This window comes from Streptomyces sp. ST2-7A (assembly GCF_021390475.1).
GTDB lineage: Bacteria > Actinomycetota > Actinomycetes > Streptomycetales > Streptomycetaceae > Streptomyces.
This window is the reverse complement of sequence record NZ_JAJUWS010000052.1, coordinates 28,654-45,307: the sequence shown is the minus strand read 5'-3', so window position 1 is coordinate 45,307 and position 16,654 is coordinate 28,654. Positions and strand designations below refer to the sequence as shown.

Below are 16,654 nucleotides of genomic sequence, written 5' to 3'. Positions count from 1 at the left end.
GGGGGATGGGGCGGCGGGCTCCGGAAACCCCCCGGGGCCGGTCGGGGCGAGGTATCCGGAACGGTCGAAGGCGCGGAGCAGGCGGGCGACGGCGGGCCCCGTCGGTCGCCGGGGATCCCGCAGCGCGGCGACGAGCTCCTCCTCGGGGACCCCGCCGGTGCTCACCCGGAGGAAGGTCCCGTCGGCCGTGCGGACGGCCGGGCCGATCCCCGGTACGCGGACCAGGGCGACGCCGGGGGCGAGGCGGGAACGGGACACGCGACCTCCCTGGAGGGATGCGGGGCGGTGGACACGGTGGGACGGGGCCGGCGCGATTTCCGTGGAAGTGCGCGGCCGGAACGCCGCAGAGCGGGAAAGGGCGGCCCACCGGCCGGTGGGCCGCCCCGGGGGCCGGTTCAACCGGCCCCCGTCACTCCTCGGTGTCCTCGAAGGGGTTCTCGACGAGGGCGTTGGAGTGGGTGGGCGACAGGTGGGCCAACTGGCCCGGGTCGGCGATGGGGGCGAAGACCTGCTCCTGCTCGAACTCGTGCTCCATCGGAAACCTCCGCATAGGTGCGAGTTGACACCCGGTCGGGCGCCGAGAAGGAGAGTAATAAAAATGATTTTCAACATCAATGACTCAATGGCTCAGGGGGTGGTCGGGGTGGCATATCGGCCAACCTCCAACCGGATCGACACTCACCCGTCCCACCACGTCCAACACCTCGGCCAGCAGTCGGGGGGTCACCACCTCGCGCGGCGGCCCGTCCGCGACCACCCGACCGTCCCGCAGAGCCACGATCCGCTCGGCGAACCGCGCCGCGTGTCCCAGGTCGTGCAGCACCATCACCACCGTGAGGTCCCGCTCCTCCCGCAGGCGGACCACGGTCCCCAACACCTCCAGCTGATGATGCAGGTCCAGGTAGGTGGTGGGCTCGTCCAACAGCAGGATCCGGGTGTCCCGGGCGAGCGCCAGGGCCAGCCGCACCCGTTGGCGCTCACCTCCGGACAGGGCGTCCACCGGTCGGTCCGCCCACCCGGTCACCCCCGCGTCCGCCAGGGCGCGCACCACCGCCCCGTCGTCCCCGCCGCGCAACATGCCCAGCGGCCCGCGCGCCGCGTACCGCCCCTGGCGCACCAACTGCCGCACGGTCATCCCCGGCACCGGCGGCCCCGACTGGTGCAGCAGGGCCACCCGACGGGCCGCCTCCCGCCGCGACATCCCGGCCAGATCCTCGTCACCCAGCAGGACGCTTCCCCGCTCGGGGGGGAGCAGGCCCGCGATCACCCGCAACAGGGTGGACTTGCCGCAGCCGTTCATCCCGATCAGCGCGGTCAGCCCGCCGGGTTCCAGCCGCAGGTCCACCCCCCGCAGCACCGGGTGATCCGGATAGCCGAAGGCCACGTCCCGAACGGTGATGCCCGGTGGACGCCCGGCACCGGCGACCGGCTTCCCCCCGGGGGCGGGGGACCGCGTCCCATCGTGCGAAGTTCCCGTGGCCGGCGTCTTTGTGGCCGGCGGCCCTGTGTCACCCACCGGGGTCACCCCTTCTCTCGTCCCTCGTCGTTCTCCGCCCGGCACCGCGCCCACCGGCGCCGTCCCGATTCCCCGCCCCACCTCAGAAGTCCTTCGCCGGGGACCGGCGGACCACCACCAGGAGCAGCGCCGCGCCCAGGGCCGTGGTCAGCGCCCCCACCGGCAGCGTCAGCCGATCGGCGTCCCACAGGGCCGCCAGGCCCCGACCCCCGACCTGGGCCAGCGCGTCCGCCCCACCGACCACCGCCGCCCCGGCCAGCGCCGCTCCCGGCAGCGTGATCCGCAGGTCGGCGCCGAACAGCGCCAGGGCCAGGTGCGGCACCAGGAGGCCGACGAACCCCAGCGCCCCGACGGTCGAGACCGCCCCGGCCGCGAGGGCCACCGCGCAGACCAGGGCGACGGCCCGGGCCCGCCCCGTGTCCAGGCCCGCCTCGGCCGCCTGGTCGTCGCCGCAGCGCAGCAGGGTGAGCGGGCCGGCCAGCAACCAGGCGGCGATCCCCCAGCACAGCGCCCACGGCCACAACAGGTTCCAGTGCTGCCACACCCGCCCGTCGGTCGTACCGATCAGCCACTGCACCACCGAGCCCAGTTCGCCCGGGGCCACCAGCAGCACCATCGCGGTCAGTCCACCCAGCACGGCGGAGATCAGCACCCCGTGCACGGCGGTCTCGGTGGGGTCGTCGCGCCGGCGCCCGGTGAGCACCCACAGCAGACCCGCGCCGAACAGCCCGCCCAGACAGGCCGCGATCACCACCGCCAACGGCGACTGACGGTCGGCCAGGCCGAAGCCGGTGGCCACCACCGCGCCGAGTACCGCTCCGGGGGTCACCCCGGTGACCTCCGGCCCGGCCAACGGGTTGCGCAGCGCGGACTGCAACAGCAGCCCGGCCACCGCCAGGCAGGCCCCGGCGACGAGGGCGACGAGCATCCGGGGCACCCGGAGGTTCACCACCACGTGGCGCTCCAGCGCGTCGCCCCCGCCGAGAAGCACCTCCCACACCCCGGCGGGCGTGACGGCCCGACCGGCGAGCACGTCGGCGACGGCCACCGCCACCACCACCAGGGCGAGCAGCGCCAGGCGCGGCAGCGGGGAGCGCGGACCCGAACGCCGGGGCGCGGTGACGGATTCGGAACTCATCGCCCCTCCCCCGCCCCGGTGTCACGCACCGAACCACTCGGGAGGCGCGGAACCGGATCCGGCGGGACAACCGGCAGGCGGACCGCCGGGACGGCGCCGCCGTGCCCGTTCCCCTCACCCGCCGGTCCCCCGGTTCCACTCCCCTGCGGGACGCTCGTCGGACGGTCCCCCGCCCCGGCGCCCGACCGCTTCCCCCCGCCGGCGGACCGGTGCCCGGAGCGCAGCAGCAGGAGCCCCACCGGTACGCCGACCAGGGCGGTCCACGCCCCCACCGGCGTCTCCACCGGCGCCAGCGCCAGCCGCGCCGGCAGATCGGCGACCACGACGATCGCGGCGCCCCAGGCGATCGACCAGGGCAGCCAGCGCACCGCGTGTCCGGTCGGATCCAACCGGCGGGCGATCTGCGGGGCGAGGAAACCGACCCAGGCCACCGGTCCGCAGACCGCCACCACCGGGGCGATGAGCACGACCACGACACCGAGCGCCAGCAGTCGGGCCCTGCCCACCCGCACCCCCAGCGCGGAGGCGTCGTCGTCCCCCAGTCGCAGGACCGACAGCACGGGGGCGCACAGCACGAGCGCGGGCACCGCGAGCGCCAGCCAGGGCCACACCCCGCCCACGTGCTCCCAGGTCCGCGCGGACAGCGAGCCCAACAGGTAGCGGTAGATGATCTGAAGGCTGAGCTGATCGGCCATCACCATCACCACCAGCAGCGCGGCCTGGAGGGCGGCGGTGATGGCGGCCCCGGTGAGCAGTACGGCCGACGGGCTGCGCCCGAACCCCGCCGCGACGAGGGTCAGGGCGCCGCCGAGGGCCGCGCCGACCAGGGCCAGGGAGGGCACCAGCAGCGCGGGCAGGGAGAGCGAGAGGACCAACGGCACGGCCACGCCGAGCGCGGCGCCGGCGGAGACCCCCAGCATCTCGGGGACCGCCAGGGGGTTGCGCAGCGCTTCCTGGAGCACCAGCCCGGCGGCCCCCAGGCAGGCTCCCGCCAGGAGCGCCAACACCACTCGGGGAAGCCGGAGTTGTACAACGACGACGGTGACGCGCGGGTCGTCCCCGTCACCGGCGAGCAGGCCGATCAGATCAAGGGGTGGAATCACCGGAGTGCCGAGGCACAGGGCGGCGCCGGACGCGCCGAGGATCAGCGCGGTGACGACGAGTGCGGCGGCACCCCGGGCGTTCCGACCCGGGCGCCCGGAGTGGGCGCGGGGGCTCACAGAATCGCCGTGGCCTCGTCGAGGACGATGCCCAGGGAGCGGGTGCCGCGCCCCTTGGCCCAGACCTCCGGGTCCACCTCGTGGACCTCACCCTCCCGGACGGCGGTCAGGCTCTCCCACAGCGGGTTGCCCGCGAAGACCTCGGAGAGCGGGGCGTCGTCGCCGCCGAAGGAGAGGGTCTCGACGAACAGCACGTCCACGTCCTCGGCCAGGATCTCCTCCAGGCTGTAGGTACCCTCGACGCCGCGCGACTCCCAGGGGTAGTGCGCGATGCCGGGGAAGAGACCGGCGGCCACGTCCATGCCGGGGGCTGCGACGCCGAAGTTCTCGTCGCTGCCGTAGATGATCAGGGCCGTGCGGTCGCTCGGCTCGGCCTCGGCTTCGGCCAGGCGGGTACGGAAGGCCAGTTCGGCCTCCTCCGCCTCGTCGGTGCGACCGGTCAGGGCGGCGAGGTCGCGCAGGTAGGCGACGCCGTCCTGCCAGTCCTCCGGCTGGACGGTCCAGAAGACGGTGGCGTCCTCCAACGCGGGGGCGAGCCGGCCGTGAGTGTCCTCCAGCCCGATCACCAGGTCGGGCCGGTGGGAGAGGATCGCCTCCGGTTCGGGGGCGATGAAACCACCGGGGACGACGGGCACCTCGGCCGCCGCCTCCGGCCCCAGGAACCCGGGATGGGCGAGGAGCGCGCTGTTGGTGGCCGTCGGGACGATGCCCAACTCGGTCAGCATGTCGTCGCACAGGGCGACCAGGCAGACGATCCGCTCGGGCTCGGCGTCCGTGGCGACGGTGGTCCCGCGCACGTCGGTGATCTCGCGGGCGGGCTCGATCGGTTCGACGGTGATGTCGGCGGCCGAACGTCCGTCGTCCGTGGCGTCGGCGGTCTCGCCGGCCGGGGAGCCCCCGGCGGCGGAGTCGGCGTCCTTCTCGCTCCCGCCGCACGCGCCGAGCAGGAGGGCGGCGGCGCTCGCCACGGCGAGCGCGCGGATCCCGCGGCGGCTCGAACGGCCGGGTGCAGCGGTGGGAGCCCCCGGGTCGGCGGACGGTGTCGGACGCGGGGCCCCGGTGGGCGGCGTGAACGGCGTGAACGGCATGGTCGTCTCTCGACTCGTCTCGATGGTGCGGGGCGCGGTGACGGGGAGAGGCCGCGTCGGCCCGTGACCGTCCCGGCCACGGGCCGCCCGGGCACGAGCGGGAAGCCGAACGGACATGCTCGACGGCGGTCCCGGATCGGCACCCGAATCCCCGGCGGAATTCTATACATGATTATCATTTGCAGTACTCCATACCGGCGATCCGAGGACGGACAGCGATGACCACCACCCCCGCCGAGTCCGCCGGCACCGCCACCGACACCGGTCGGCCGGAGGGTCCGGGGCGCGACGCCGCATTGCTGGTCGCCGACCACGTCGCCGGGGTCCTGCTGGTGATGGCGGTGACGGAAGGGGGCTCGGACGGGAAGCCGGGGGGAGAAGCACGGGGAGAACCACGGGCGGAGGAGGTGGCCCGGCTGACCGGTTGTCACCTCTCCGAACACGCCGGGTTCCTCGCCCTCCCCGACGGGCGGGTCGCCTGTGTGGACGAGCGGGCCGGCGAGCTGCTGCTGCTCGACCCCCTCGCAGCCCTCGCCGGTCGGTCGATGCCGGTGACCCGGGTGTCGGTGGCCGTGCCCGCCGAGCAGTTGGCGGCCGACCCCGAGGGGCGATACCTCGTGGTGGGCACCGGCCTCGGTCTCAACGACGAGCCGTGGAACGATCTGCTGACGGTGGTGGACACGACCCTCGGCCGGGGCGTGCGGGTGCGCACCCGCCCCGACGAACCGGGGGTCGGGGTGGTGGGCGGGGAGCACTTCCCCGACGGCGCACCCCGCCTCGTGCTGCGGCGCCGCGCCCCGGGCTCGCTGGATCTGCACCGATTCGACGACCTGTGGACGGCCCCCACCGGAAGCCCCCGGGTGGAGCCGATCGACCGGCTACCGCTGCCCGACGACGGTCTGGGGGACGCCGACGACCCCTCGGACCCCGCGGTCGCACGGGTCCTGACGGCCTGTGGGGACGGCGTGCACCGTGCGCGCGTGGTCGGCGACCGACTGGTGGCCGAGCCCCCGCTGTCATGGGCGACGGAAGGACGGGGCCACTACCTGCGGCCCGAACCGGGAACCGACCGGGTGTGGTCGGTGGTGCGCGGTGGGCCGGCGGAGCCGACGGCGTGGCCGGAGTGGACCAACACCGCCTGGTGCCGGCACACCGCGGCGGGCCGCACCGAGGTGACCGACCTCGGTCCCGGCCTGGTGTTCCGCGCCGCTTTCGCCGCACCCGGCGTCGCCGCCTTCAGCCGGGTGCACCCGGACGGGGACGAACTGGTGTTGCTCCCCACCCGCTCCGCCGACCCCGGCGGCGCCCCTCCCCTCCCCCGCCGGATCCCGCTACCGGCCATGGACGGCGCTCCGCGGCGCGGTGGCACACCGTGGGACGGTGTGCAACGACGGGCGATCGCCGCCTCGCCCGCCCGACACCTGGTCGCCGTGAGCCGGGGCGGGCACGGAACCGTCCACCTCGTGGATGTCCGGGAGCCGGAGCACCGGATGGATCTGGTCCTGGACACGCCCCTGGACGAGGGCGGCCGCCTGTGTCTGATCGCCCCCGGGGACGGGGCCCACCTCGACCGCCGGGGCCGCTGAGGGTCCTTCGGGGCGGTCGCCCCGCCCCGAAGGGCAACAGGCCCGGGTGCGCCGCCACCCCCAACCCCGCCGCGACCGGCTCGGGTACGGCCGCGACACCTCCCGCCCGCCACGCCCCGCCGGAGCAACAGCGGCGGCGAGGTCAGGGGCGGGCGGCGAACCAGGCGTCGGCCACCCGGGTGTGCAACGGGAAGGCCAGTTCCCGGGGCCCGGTCAGCAACTCCCGGCCCGTGGTCTCCTCGGTCGGGAGGTCCGGCGGCAGCTCGGCGACCGCCAACGCGGGGAGGAGGCCGAAGATCAGCAGGTGGTCGCCGTCGGCCCCCCGGACGTCGAAGAGGCGCGCCCGGTCCGCCTCCGCGCGCACCCGGGTCTCCTCGAAGAGTTCGCGGACCACGGCCTCCCGCCAGTCCTCCCCGTGGTCGATGAAGCCGCCCGGCAGGGCGATCAGCCCCCGGCGGGGTTCGATGGCCCTCCGGATGGCGAGCAGGGCGGTCCCGCCACTCGGCAGGAGGACCGGTTGGAGTGCCACGGCGACCGGCAGCGGGTTGCGGTACCGCACGCGCCCGCAGCCGGGGCAGGTGCGGGGCCATCCGGCGTTCCGGGGGAACCGGTCGCCGCAGTGCGGGCAGTGGCGGTCGTTCCCGGACCCCTGCCCCGCTCCCCCCGGCTCCCGGCCGTCGTCGGGGACCGCCTCGCGGCCGGGGACGTTCCCGCCCCCGGGTGCGGGTGCGGGGGTGGACTCTGCGGTCGGCGACACGGCATCCTCCGAAAGATGTGGCCCGTCCCCGCTCCGGCGGGGGACGGGGGCGGGACGACGCCGCCGGGCGGGTCACGGGAAACGGGTCCGGACCCCCGGCACGGAGGGCCCGCGGGCGGTGACCGTACCGCGTCCCTCCCCCCGCCCCGCACCCCGGTCCCGCCCCCTCCGTTTCCCGGTCGCGTTCCGATCCCGCCCGCCGCGCGCGTCGGTGCGTCCGCCGGGGTCCGTGGCGGGGAATGATCCACGGAGGTGACGTCGGTCGCGCCGGGTCCGGAGCGGGGCACCGGGCGGCCGCGAGGTGGTTTCACGGAAGGGAGTGGTGGAGGATGCCGGAGCGGTCATCGCGGGGTCCGGCCCCGGCGCGGCCGGACGCGATCGTGGTGGGTGCCGGAATGGCGGGGCTGGTCTGCGCGGCGGACCTGACGGCCGCCGGGCTCGAGGTCGTGGTGCTGGAGGCCTCGGACGACGTCGGGGGTCGGATGCGCACCGACCGTCGCGACGGTTTTCTGCTGGATCGTGGCTTCCAGGTGTTCAACACCGGTTACCCGCAGGTCCGCCGGCGGATGGGGTTCGGCGGCCCCCGGATGTATCCCTTCACCCCCGGCGTGGTGCTGGCCACCGGCCGGGGGCACCTGCGGTTCGGCGCGCCGGTCCCCCGCCCGTCGGCGGCGGCGACCTTCCTGCGCGGCGGTCTGGGGCCGTGGAAGGACGTTCCGGCGTTGGGACTGCTCAGCGCCCGGGACGCACTGGCGCCGGCGTCGGTGATCAAGGCCGGTCCGGACGTACCGGTACGACGGGCGCTGGCGGACGCGGGTATCTCGGACGCGCTGGTGGAGCGGTTCTTCCGGCCGTTCCTGTCCGGGGTCTTCCTGGAGCCGGACCTGGCGACCTCCGCCCGGGTCTTCCACCTGGTGTGGCGGAGCATGTTGCGCGGGGCGCTGTGCGCGCCGGCCGAAGGCATCGGGACGGTGCCGCGATGGCTGGCGGCGGATCTGCCGGAGGACACGGTGCGCACCGGGTGCCCGGTGCGGGAGGTGACCGACGCGGGCGTGCTCACGGAGGACGGCACGGAGATCGGTGCCCGAACGGTCGTGGTGGCGACGGACGGCCCGGCCGCCGCCCGATTGCTGCCGGGGGTGCCGGCCCCCCGGACCCGCACGGTGACCACGTACTACCACGCGGCCGAGCGCTCCCCCCTGGCGGAGCCGACGCTCCTGCTGGACGCGGCCCGGCACCGTTTCCTGAGCTCCTGCGTGCTCAGCGAGGCGGCTCCCGAGCGCGCGCCGCGCGGGGTCGCGCTGATCTCCACCTCCGTGCTCGGGGAGGACCGCCCCGGCCGGGAGGCGGAGGTCCGGACGGCGCTGGGCGACGCCTACGGGGCGGACTCCTCGGTCTGGGACCCGGTGCACACCGTGACGGTGCGCGGGGCGCTTCCGGCGATGGAGCCGCCGCAGCCGCTCAGCCGCTCCACGCGGCTCTCACCGGGCAGGTACGTGTGCGGGGACCACCGGGGGACGGGGTCGGTGCAGGGGGCGATGGCCTCGGGGGCACGGGCGGCCCGCGAGGTGCTGGTGGATCTGGCCCGGGCCGCGGGGTTGCTGCCCGCACGGCGGTGAGCGCGGCCCCGGCCCCGGGGGTCCCCGACCGGGGGATCGCCCCGGGGCGCGTCGCCGGGGTCGGGGCGCCACGCCGGCCGGGTCCCGGGTCCGGGGCCGCGCCTTCAGGAGACCGTGAGGACGATCTTGCCCCGGGTGCGGCCGGCGGCGCTGTGCCGCCACGCCTCGGCGGCCGAGGAGAGCGGGAGGGTGTGCTCGATCGGCACGGTGAGGCGGTCCTCCGCCGCGAGGCGGGCCAGTTCGGCGAGGTCGTCCGCGTCGGGGCGCACCCACAGGTACGAGCCGCCGACCTCGGAGACGCCCGGATCGGCGATGGAGACGATCCGCTCCGCGTCGTGGACCAGCGAGGCGGAGACGGAGCAGGTGTCCTCACCGACGAAGTCGAGTGCGGCGTCCACGCCGTGCGGGGCGAGGGTGCGCACCCGCTCCTCCAACCCGTCGCCGTACTCCACGGGCTCGGCCCCCAGGTCGCGCAGGAAGTCGTGATTGCGCGGGCTCGCGGTACCGATGACCCGTGCCCCGCGCAGGACGGCGAGCTGCGCGCCCAGCGAGCCGACTCCCCCGGCGGCGGCGTGCACCAGGACGGTGTCGCCGGATTCCACCCGGGCGCGGCGCAGCGCCTGGAGGGCGGTGAGGCCGGCCAGCGGCAGCCCGGCGGCCTCGGCCCAGCCGAGTGACGGCGGTTTGCGGGCGACGAGCCGGACGTGGGCGGAGACGAGTTCGGCGTAGGTGCCGGTCTGGGCCCAGTCCTTGCGGAGGTATCCGAGCACCTCGTCACCGGGCTCGAACTCCCGGACGTCGAGGCCGACGCTCTCCACGACGCCGGAGACGTCCCAGCCGGGAACCAGCGGGAAACGGACCTCCATCAGGGCGTCGAGGGCCCCCGCGCCGATCTTCCAGTCCACCGGATTCACCCCGGCCGCGCGGACCCTGATCAGGATCTCGCCGGGGGCGACCCGGGGATCCGGCAGTTCCTCCTCCCGCAGGTCGTCCGGTCCTCCGTAGCGGTGCAGCACGATGCCTCTCATAGTCGGTGCAAGTGCCCCGGATACGGATCGGTATTCCCCGCGGCCCGATGACGGGAGCGTCGGTCACCCGTTCCGCCGCACCACCGGCGCCGGCGCCGGGTCGTCCCCCGGGGCCGGCGACGGTGTGCTCAGGTGTCGCCCCACCTCGTGGCGGCCGACTCCCCCGGGGTCCGCGCCCCGTCGGGTTCCCCGCCCGGCCCGGGCTCCCCGACCCCCGCCGTCCCCGGTTCCTCCGGACCGCCGGTACCGTCCGGGGTCGGGAGGTCGGGAACACCGACCACGAGGACGTCGCCGTCCTCCCCGATCGGAACGAGGGCACCGGACGCCGGCGGATGCGGCACGTTGCGCGCCCAGTCCTCGACCGTGGCCTCCATGCCGACGTCGCGTTGGGCCCGTTCCGACAGGTACCAGCGGTGTTCGAGCAGCTCGTGGTAGATCTGCGGGGTGTCCATGCGATCCCGCAGATCGCGCGGGACGGCGCGGACGGCGGGGCGGAAGACGTCGCGCACCCACCGATGGGCCAGTACCTCGGGGCGTGCCCCGAGGGGGTCACCGGGCGCGTAGTCGTCCTGGGAGGCCATCCAGGTCTCCAGGTCGTTGAGCAGGCTTCGGGCCTGGTTCTCCTCCGCGTCCAGGCCGGTGAGACGCAACAGTTGCCGTTGGTGGTGGCCGGCGTCCACGACCTTGGGCAGGAAGGTCACGGTGTCCCCGTCCGGGGAGCGCTGGATCTGCATCTCCGCGACGTCGAACCCGAGATCGTTGAGACGGCGCACCCGCCGGTCGATGTAGTGCCGCTTGGCCCGGGGGTAGACCGAGGTGCGGGTCAATTCGTGCCACAGTTCGCCGTAACGCTCGACGATCGCCTCACCGAAGGGGATGGGGTCGATCGAGGGGTGCAGGGAACCGCCCGCCTCCAGGTCGAGGAGTTCCCCGGAGATGTTGACCCGGGCCACCTCGAGGTCGTACTCGCGCTGCCCCCGGGTGAGTCGCGGCTGGATCTGGCCGGTCTCCGCGTCGACCAGATAGGCGGCGTAGGCCCCGGCGTCCCGGCGGAAGAGGGTGTTGGACAGGGAGCAGTCACCCCAGGCGAAGCCGTTGAGGTGCAGGCGTACCAGCAGGACGGCCAGGGCGTCGAGGAGGCGACGGACGGTGTCGGGGCGCATGGTGGTCTCGAACATCGCCCGGTAGGGCAGGGAGCCCTTCAACTGCCGTGTGATGAGCACCGGTTCGAGTGGTTCGCCCTCGCGGGAGGCCCGGCCGGTGACGACCGCCACGGGGTCCACCGAGGGCACGGCGAGCCGGTCGAGGTCGCGCAGCAGCCCGTACTCCCGGATCGCGGCCCACTCCCCCACCTCCTTGACGGCGAAGACCTCGCCGCCGGCGCGCGCGAAGCGCACCACGTGGCGCGAGATGCCCCGGGGCAGTGCCACCAGGTGCTCCTCGGGCCAGTCGACGAGCGGCACGTCCCAGGGCAGGTCCAACAGGGTCGCCGGGTGCTCGGGATCGGTGGCGGTGATGCGCAGGTCCATGCCCTCAGTGTGCCCGGCCGGCCGGCGCACCGGAGCGGGGAGTGCCCCGGAGCCGGTGCGGGGGTGCCCCCGCACCGGTCGGGAGCGCCCGCCCCGGGGCCGCCCCGCGACGGCAACCGACGGGAGGCCGCTCCGGTGGGCCGGAGCGGGCGTTCGGGAACCGGCCGGCCGGATGTCGGTCGTCAGGGGCCGGTGACCGGTGGGGGCGGTGGGAGGGCCTCCGTCCCGGTGGCACGCGGCCGGCTCGCCAGGGCGGCGACCGAGAGGGCGCCCCAGGCGACGGAGACCGCGACGGCACCGACACGGTGGCGCCGTTCGGGGAGGGTCGCGGCGAGGAGGACGGCGTCGCCGAAGTCCGAGGCGATCCGCAGGGCCGTCGCGGCCCCGAGCACGCTGCGGTTGGGGGCCAGCGCCATGGCGAGCCCGTTGGCCGCGTCGCGCCAGGCCAGAGGACGCAGGGAGGTGGCGGTCTCCGGGGCGACCTGCCCGATGCGGTCGACCAGTCCGGAGGGACGGGCGAGCAGTTCGGGCCGGGCGATGACCGCGAGGCCGTAGGCCGCCGTGGCCGCCCCGATGAGCCGAAGATAACTCTCTCTCATGGGGTCGAGCCTAGGCCCCCGGACCCCGTTTGCCGGGCAACGGGCCGCGTCCCGCCGGGCGGGGACCGGACGGGAGGGGGAGTTCCCCCGAACGGGGGCCCGGAACGGCCGCCGGCCGCACACCCGCACCCCGGCGCCGGGGTCCCCGGAGGCGGGGTGCGGCAATCCCGGCGCCACTGCCGGGGCGGCACGCCGGCACGGCCGGACACCTGGCGGCCGGCCGGACGGGAGGGGACCGCCCGGGGGCGACGCACGCCCCGGAGGTCCCGTCACCCCGGCGCGGGGCCCCGGAGTCGGGTTCCGAGGCCCCCGGTCACGTCGGCCGCCCGCCGTCCCCGGTCGGGGGCGCCGCCGGTCGGGAGGAACCGGATCAACCGTGATCGGCGTGGGCGCCGTGGTCCTCCCCGTCGGCGATCCGGCCTCCCAGGCGCTCCCCCAACTCCTCCAACACCGGCCGGGGGGCCGTCACCACCCATCGGTCGCCGACCAGGTGGCTGCCACCGTAGGGCAGGGCCTCGTCCAGCCAGGCGGCCCTGCCGTCGGCGACGAGGAAGGAGGTGAAGCGGTACTGCTCGCCGTCGAGGGTGCAGGCGACCTGCCGCAGTTCGTCGGCGTCCACGAGCACCGCCTCGGGACGACAGCCGATGCGGTCCGCGAGGACCTCCGAGATCTCCCCCGGACCGGCCCCCGGGTCGGCGTCGGGCCGTGCCGGGGGCTCCCCGCCCGGGTGGCCGCCGGCGGTCACCCGGGGGCCGGCCGCACCGGCGTCGACCCCCGCCCCGGCGGCGTCGTGCGGCGTCGCCGCCAACGCCGCCAGGGCGACCGTGCCGAGTGCCGAGGCTCCGAGGATCATCAGCCGGGCGCGTCCGAGGCCCGGTACGGCGGGAGCCCCGTTCATCACAGCGGGGCCTTGGCACCGCTCGGGGTGACGGCGAACCACAGGTCGCCGGCGCCGTGGCCGGTGGTGTCACCGGGGTTCTCGTCGCCGGTGAACCAGTAGACCGGCCAGCAGTCGATGGCCAGCTGCTCGGTGCCGTCGTCCCGCTCCAGGGTGCTGATCAGCTCTGCGTCGATGCCCTTGATCTCCTCCGGGTCCACCGGCAGCGCGGGCTTCCAGGTGTCGAGGCACTCGCCCTCGCAGTTGGAGATCATCGGCCAGGCGCTGTCCTTGTCGAAGCGGTACAGCGTGCGGCCCTTGGCATCGGTGACGATCGGCCCGAGCGAGGGGTCCTGGACGACGGAGAGGGCGGGGCCCTCCTCGCCGGCGGTCTCCTGCGCGGCGTTGTCGGCGGAGGCCGGCTTGCCGTCGGGGGCGAGGGCGTTCCACGTGCCGTTGACGCCGTGGCCGTTGACGTCACCGGGGGCCGTGTCGTCCTGGTAGCGGTAGACCGGCCAACCCGAGAGGGTCAGCTGGATGCCGCCGTCCGCGCGCTCGACCTCGCCCAGCAGGTCGGCGTCGATGCCCTCGGCCGCGCTCGCGTCGTCCGCCGGCACCGGGGGCCAGGCGGTGGCACAGGCGTCGTTGCAGGTGGATCGCGCCGGGTCGGCGGTGTCCTCCTCGAAGCGGTAGAGGGTGAAGCCCCGGCTGTCGGTGACCACGGCGCCCAGGTCGGGGGTGTCGCGGACGACGAGTCGCCCGGCGGGCTCGACCTCGGCGGCGGTGTCGGTGGAGCCGTGGTCGGCGCCGTATTCCGGGACTCCGGCCTGGTTGGCGGCGGGTTGTGTGTCTCCCTGCCCGTAGACGTCCGTGCCGCAGGCGGTGGCCAGGAACAGGGCCGCGATCGCGGCGAGGGGGGCCGTGCATCGGCGTGTACGCATGGTTCTCCTTCTGGTGTGGGCCAGGGGGTGGAGTCCGTGGGGACTCCGCGGAGTTGGCCGGAACCGGCTCCCCGGATCCGCCGGAGCGGCTCCGACCGGGACGCGCCGTCGGGCGGGTCCCGGTAGGCCGTCACGGGAGCCCGGGGCCGGGAGGTGGTTCGTGGTGGGGCCGTTCGGCGCCGGGACACGGGGTGTCGGCCGGATCCGATCGGCGGTGGTGGACCCGCGCGCCGGCGGGTCGGTCCGGAGGGTTCTCCCGTTCGATGTGTGGTGGGTCTTCCGGTGGTGGGCGGATGGACGGGGCCGGCGCGGCGTTCTCTCGCCGGCGGCCCGGGTTTCGGAACGGCGGGTCGGTCGCGGTCAGTCGGTGACGCGCATGGCGAGGGCGGGACAACGGCGCACGGCGCGAATCGCCATGGCCCTGGCCTCCGGCGGAACCGCCATGGTGGCGTTCGCGGGAAAGCCGTCCGGCCCCAGCTCGACCACGCCGGGAAGGACGTCCGCGCACAGGCCGTGGCCTTGGCACAGGGTCCAGTCGACGTGGAGTTTCGGGCCCTCGTGCTCGGCGACGGCGATGGCGCCGGGCCCGGGGGGAAGCGGAAGGGTGCCCATGACCGGACGGCCGCAGCCGATGCCGAGGGCGTGGTCGGCGAATTCGCCGGGGAAGGCGTCCAGCGCGGAGGCCACGAAGCCGGCGGTGCCGTCCGGATGGCCGCAGGCGCCGCGCTTGCGGACGGCTGCCATCCGGGTTCGCACGGCGTCCAGGGCGGCGGAGCCGCCGCCGCGCCACACCGCGTCGAGGGCGTCGGCCAGGGACGGGAGACCGAACAGGCAGGGGCCGCACTGACCGGCCGACTCGTCGGCCATCCAGCGCGCGACCCGCACCACCTCGCCCAGGGGGCAGCCGGCGGCGGGCAGCGGGAGGATCGCGCCGGCCCCGAGGGTGGCGCCGTGTCGCTCGAGGTTCTCGCGGGAGAGCTCGGCGTACAGGGCGGTGGAGGGGGAGAGCCACTTGCCGTGGTAGCCGCCGATGAGCACTCCCTGCCCGACGTCCAGGCCGACCAGGCGCAGGACGTCGATCAGGGGCGCCCCGGCGGGGGCCTCCATCACGCAGGCGCCGGCGATGCTGAGCAGGACGGTGCCGGGCTCGCGGGGGGTGCCCACCTCGCGGTAGCCCAGGGCGCCGAGGCGGGCGGCGACGGCGAGTTGGGCGTAGGTCTCGGTGTTGGAGAAGAGTGTGGGCAGCCCGTGCAAGCCGATCTCGCTGGTGCGGATCCTCTGTCCGGAGGGCAGGGTGGGGCCGCCGTTCAGCCCCCGGGTCATCGAGGAGCTCTCCCCGGTGACGAAGCGTTCGGTCAGTCGCTGGACGCGCACCGGCATCCGGCCGGGCGGGAGTTCGGCGATGGCGTCGCGGACCGAGGAGTAGACCTCGGGGTGGGTGACGCCCAGGACGACCTCCTGCGCGCCGAGCGCCTCGGCGGCGAGCACGGCCCCGTCGATCACCAGATGCGGCGCGTGCCGCAGGAGGGCCTTGTCCTTGAGACAACCGGGCTCACCCTCGCTGCCGTTGACGACGACGGCGGTGGGCAGGCCACGGCGGTTGGCGGCCTCGGCGACGGAGGTCATCTTGCGGGCGAAGGGGAAACCGGCTCCGCCGCGACCGCGCAGGGAGATGTTCTCGGCCAGTGCCACGACCTCGTCCAGGCGCAGTCGGGGGCAGTCCCCGTGCACGGAGAGGTGGGCCACGCGGTCCGAACGGCGCAGGCCGTCCAGACCGGCGAGGAGGCGGGCGTGCCCCATCACGGCCAGCACGGGGCCGGTGGACCGCCCGCGGGGGCGCGCCGGGGAGGAGCTTCCGGCCCGGCGGCCGGGAACGGGCAGCGAGGGGCGGGGGGGAGCGGTGGTCATCGGGCGTGCCTCCTGCTTCGATTCGCGAGGCGCGTGGTCAGTGCGAGGGCGGCCAGGAGCAGGCAGCCCATGTACATGGCGGTGACCCAGCCGGCCGCCGGGCGGCCGGCGTACAGTCCGTGCACCAGGGCCAGGGCCCAGGCCGGGTAGGCGAGCATGTGCAGGCCGCGCCACCGGCGGGAGCGGTTGCGGCCGGCGAAGACGCCGCGCGCGGCGCCGACGACGGCGACCAGCACGAACAGGTAGGCGGCCACCGTGCCGAGCCCCATGAGCAGTGGTTGCAGGGGATCGGAGAAGGGGATCGCCGCGGCGTGGACGGAGACCCGGTCCTCGAGGATCTTGACGCCGATGTGCAGGACCAGGAAGCACAGGCCGGTGATGCCGAGGCCGCGATGGACGGCCTGGGCGAGCAGACGGTGACCGGGGTGCAGCAGGACCCGGTCGGTGGCGGCCAGACCCCACATGACGGTGGCGGTGAGGCAGACCAGCGCCATCACCCCGGCGCCGAAGTCGAGGAAGTGCAGCATGTTCTCGAAGGCCCCGGCGGTGCCGAGCACGATCAGGGTGATCAGGGCCGTGGCGGTGACGTAGGCGCCGGTGGTGCGGCGCGCGCTGGCCTCGGGCAGCCGCATGGGGCCGGGAGGCGCGGGGGCGGCTCCGGGGACGGTGGGACCCGCGTGCCGACGACGGACCGGGGACTCGGGGGCGCCCGGTCGGCGCACGGCCGCCGACGCGCGGCGCCGGCTTCCCGACGTCCCCGGTCGCGAGGACCGCGACGGGGGTTGCGGCGGGGACTGCGGAATGACCATCACATCCTCCGGGAAGCCACCGGTTCCCCCGGGATCCGG

Annotated in this window: 15 protein-coding genes and 1 pseudogene; 2 read left to right on the top strand and 14 right to left on the bottom strand. The window is 75.4% G+C overall.

Annotation, left to right across the window (positions count from 1 at the left end; translation table 11 throughout):
• The 6 genes and pseudogenes from LZF96_RS23815 to LZF96_RS23795 all read right to left on the bottom strand — a co-directional run.
• A pseudogene (locus LZF96_RS23815) lies at window positions 1-258 on the bottom strand (hypothetical protein); the annotation flags it as partial.
• Between the two features lie 151 nt (window positions 259-409).
• The gene (gene amiA, locus LZF96_RS26785; protein WP_267941295.1) at window positions 410-535 is read right to left on the bottom strand and encodes a streptamidine family RiPP; all 126 of its coding nucleotides are present in this window, start codon (window positions 533-535) and stop codon (window positions 410-412) included.
• Between the two features lie 84 nt (window positions 536-619).
• Window positions 620-1,399 (bottom strand): ABC transporter ATP-binding protein, encoded by a 780-nt coding sequence (locus tag LZF96_RS23810; RefSeq protein ID WP_233876455.1) that lies wholly within the window; start codon window positions 1,397-1,399, stop codon window positions 620-622.
• Window positions 1,400-1,598: 199 nt separating this feature from the next.
• Window positions 1,599-2,654, bottom strand: coding sequence for an iron ABC transporter permease (locus tag LZF96_RS23805; RefSeq protein ID WP_233876447.1), 1,056 nt, complete (start codon window positions 2,652-2,654; stop codon window positions 1,599-1,601).
• A complete protein-coding gene (locus tag LZF96_RS23800) occupies window positions 2,651-3,799 on the bottom strand; it encodes an iron ABC transporter permease (RefSeq protein WP_233876453.1) in 1,149 nt (382 codons plus the stop codon). Before LZF96_RS23800 ends, LZF96_RS23805 begins: the two co-directional genes overlap by 4 nt.
• Before the next feature lie 71 nt (window positions 3,800-3,870).
• Window positions 3,871-4,962, bottom strand: a complete 1,092-nt coding sequence (locus LZF96_RS23795; RefSeq protein ID WP_233876445.1) for an ABC transporter substrate-binding protein — start codon at window positions 4,960-4,962, stop codon at window positions 3,871-3,873.
• A gap of 218 nt (window positions 4,963-5,180) precedes the next feature.
• On the opposite strand from LZF96_RS23795, the gene LZF96_RS23790 reads away from it, so the two are divergent.
• On the top strand, window positions 5,181-6,548 hold the full coding sequence (locus LZF96_RS23790; protein WP_233876443.1) for a hypothetical protein: 1,368 nt from the start codon (window positions 5,181-5,183) through the stop codon (window positions 6,546-6,548).
• 142 nt (window positions 6,549-6,690) lie between these two features.
• On the opposite strand, the gene LZF96_RS23785 is transcribed toward LZF96_RS23790, so the two are convergent.
• Window positions 6,691-7,305 carry an NUDIX domain-containing protein gene (locus tag LZF96_RS23785; RefSeq protein WP_233876441.1) on the bottom strand — a complete coding sequence of 205 codons (615 nt, stop codon included), beginning with the start codon at window positions 7,303-7,305 and terminating at the stop codon, window positions 6,691-6,693.
• Between the two features lie 329 nt (window positions 7,306-7,634).
• Between LZF96_RS23785 and LZF96_RS23780 the strand changes: the two genes are divergently transcribed.
• Complete coding sequence (locus LZF96_RS23780; protein ID WP_233876439.1) at window positions 7,635-8,924, top strand: NAD(P)/FAD-dependent oxidoreductase; 1,290 nt, start codon at window positions 7,635-7,637, stop codon at window positions 8,922-8,924.
• Between the two features lie 104 nt (window positions 8,925-9,028).
• On the opposite strand, the gene LZF96_RS23775 is transcribed toward LZF96_RS23780, so the two are convergent.
• The 7 genes from LZF96_RS23775 to LZF96_RS23745 form a co-directional block, all read right to left on the bottom strand.
• Complete coding sequence (locus tag LZF96_RS23775) at window positions 9,029-9,952, bottom strand: NADP-dependent oxidoreductase (protein ID WP_233876437.1); 924 nt, start codon at window positions 9,950-9,952, stop codon at window positions 9,029-9,031.
• Between the two features lie 128 nt (window positions 9,953-10,080).
• On the bottom strand, window positions 10,081-11,481 hold the full coding sequence (locus LZF96_RS23770; RefSeq protein ID WP_233876435.1) for a DUF4032 domain-containing protein: 1,401 nt from the start codon (window positions 11,479-11,481) through the stop codon (window positions 10,081-10,083).
• 182 nt (window positions 11,482-11,663) lie between these two features.
• On the bottom strand, window positions 11,664-12,080 hold the full coding sequence (locus LZF96_RS23765) for a hypothetical protein (protein ID WP_233876434.1): 417 nt from the start codon (window positions 12,078-12,080) through the stop codon (window positions 11,664-11,666).
• A gap of 370 nt (window positions 12,081-12,450) precedes the next feature.
• Entirely contained in the window at window positions 12,451-12,978 is a 528-nt protein-coding gene (locus LZF96_RS23760; protein WP_233876432.1) for a hypothetical protein, read from the bottom strand.
• Complete coding sequence (locus tag LZF96_RS23755; RefSeq protein WP_233876430.1) at window positions 12,978-13,898, bottom strand: SCO0930 family lipoprotein; 921 nt, start codon at window positions 13,896-13,898, stop codon at window positions 12,978-12,980. Before LZF96_RS23755 ends, LZF96_RS23760 begins: the two co-directional genes overlap by 1 nt.
• Window positions 13,899-14,258: 360 nt before the next feature.
• Complete coding sequence (locus tag LZF96_RS23750; RefSeq protein ID WP_308294275.1) at window positions 14,259-15,806, bottom strand: NADH-ubiquinone oxidoreductase-F iron-sulfur binding region domain-containing protein; 1,548 nt, start codon at window positions 15,804-15,806, stop codon at window positions 14,259-14,261.
• Window positions 15,803-16,438 (bottom strand): hypothetical protein, encoded by a 636-nt coding sequence (locus LZF96_RS23745; protein ID WP_233876428.1) that lies wholly within the window; start codon window positions 16,436-16,438, stop codon window positions 15,803-15,805. The genes LZF96_RS23750 and LZF96_RS23745 overlap by 4 nt, the downstream gene beginning before the upstream one ends.
• Window positions 16,439-16,654 lie beyond the last annotated feature (216 nt).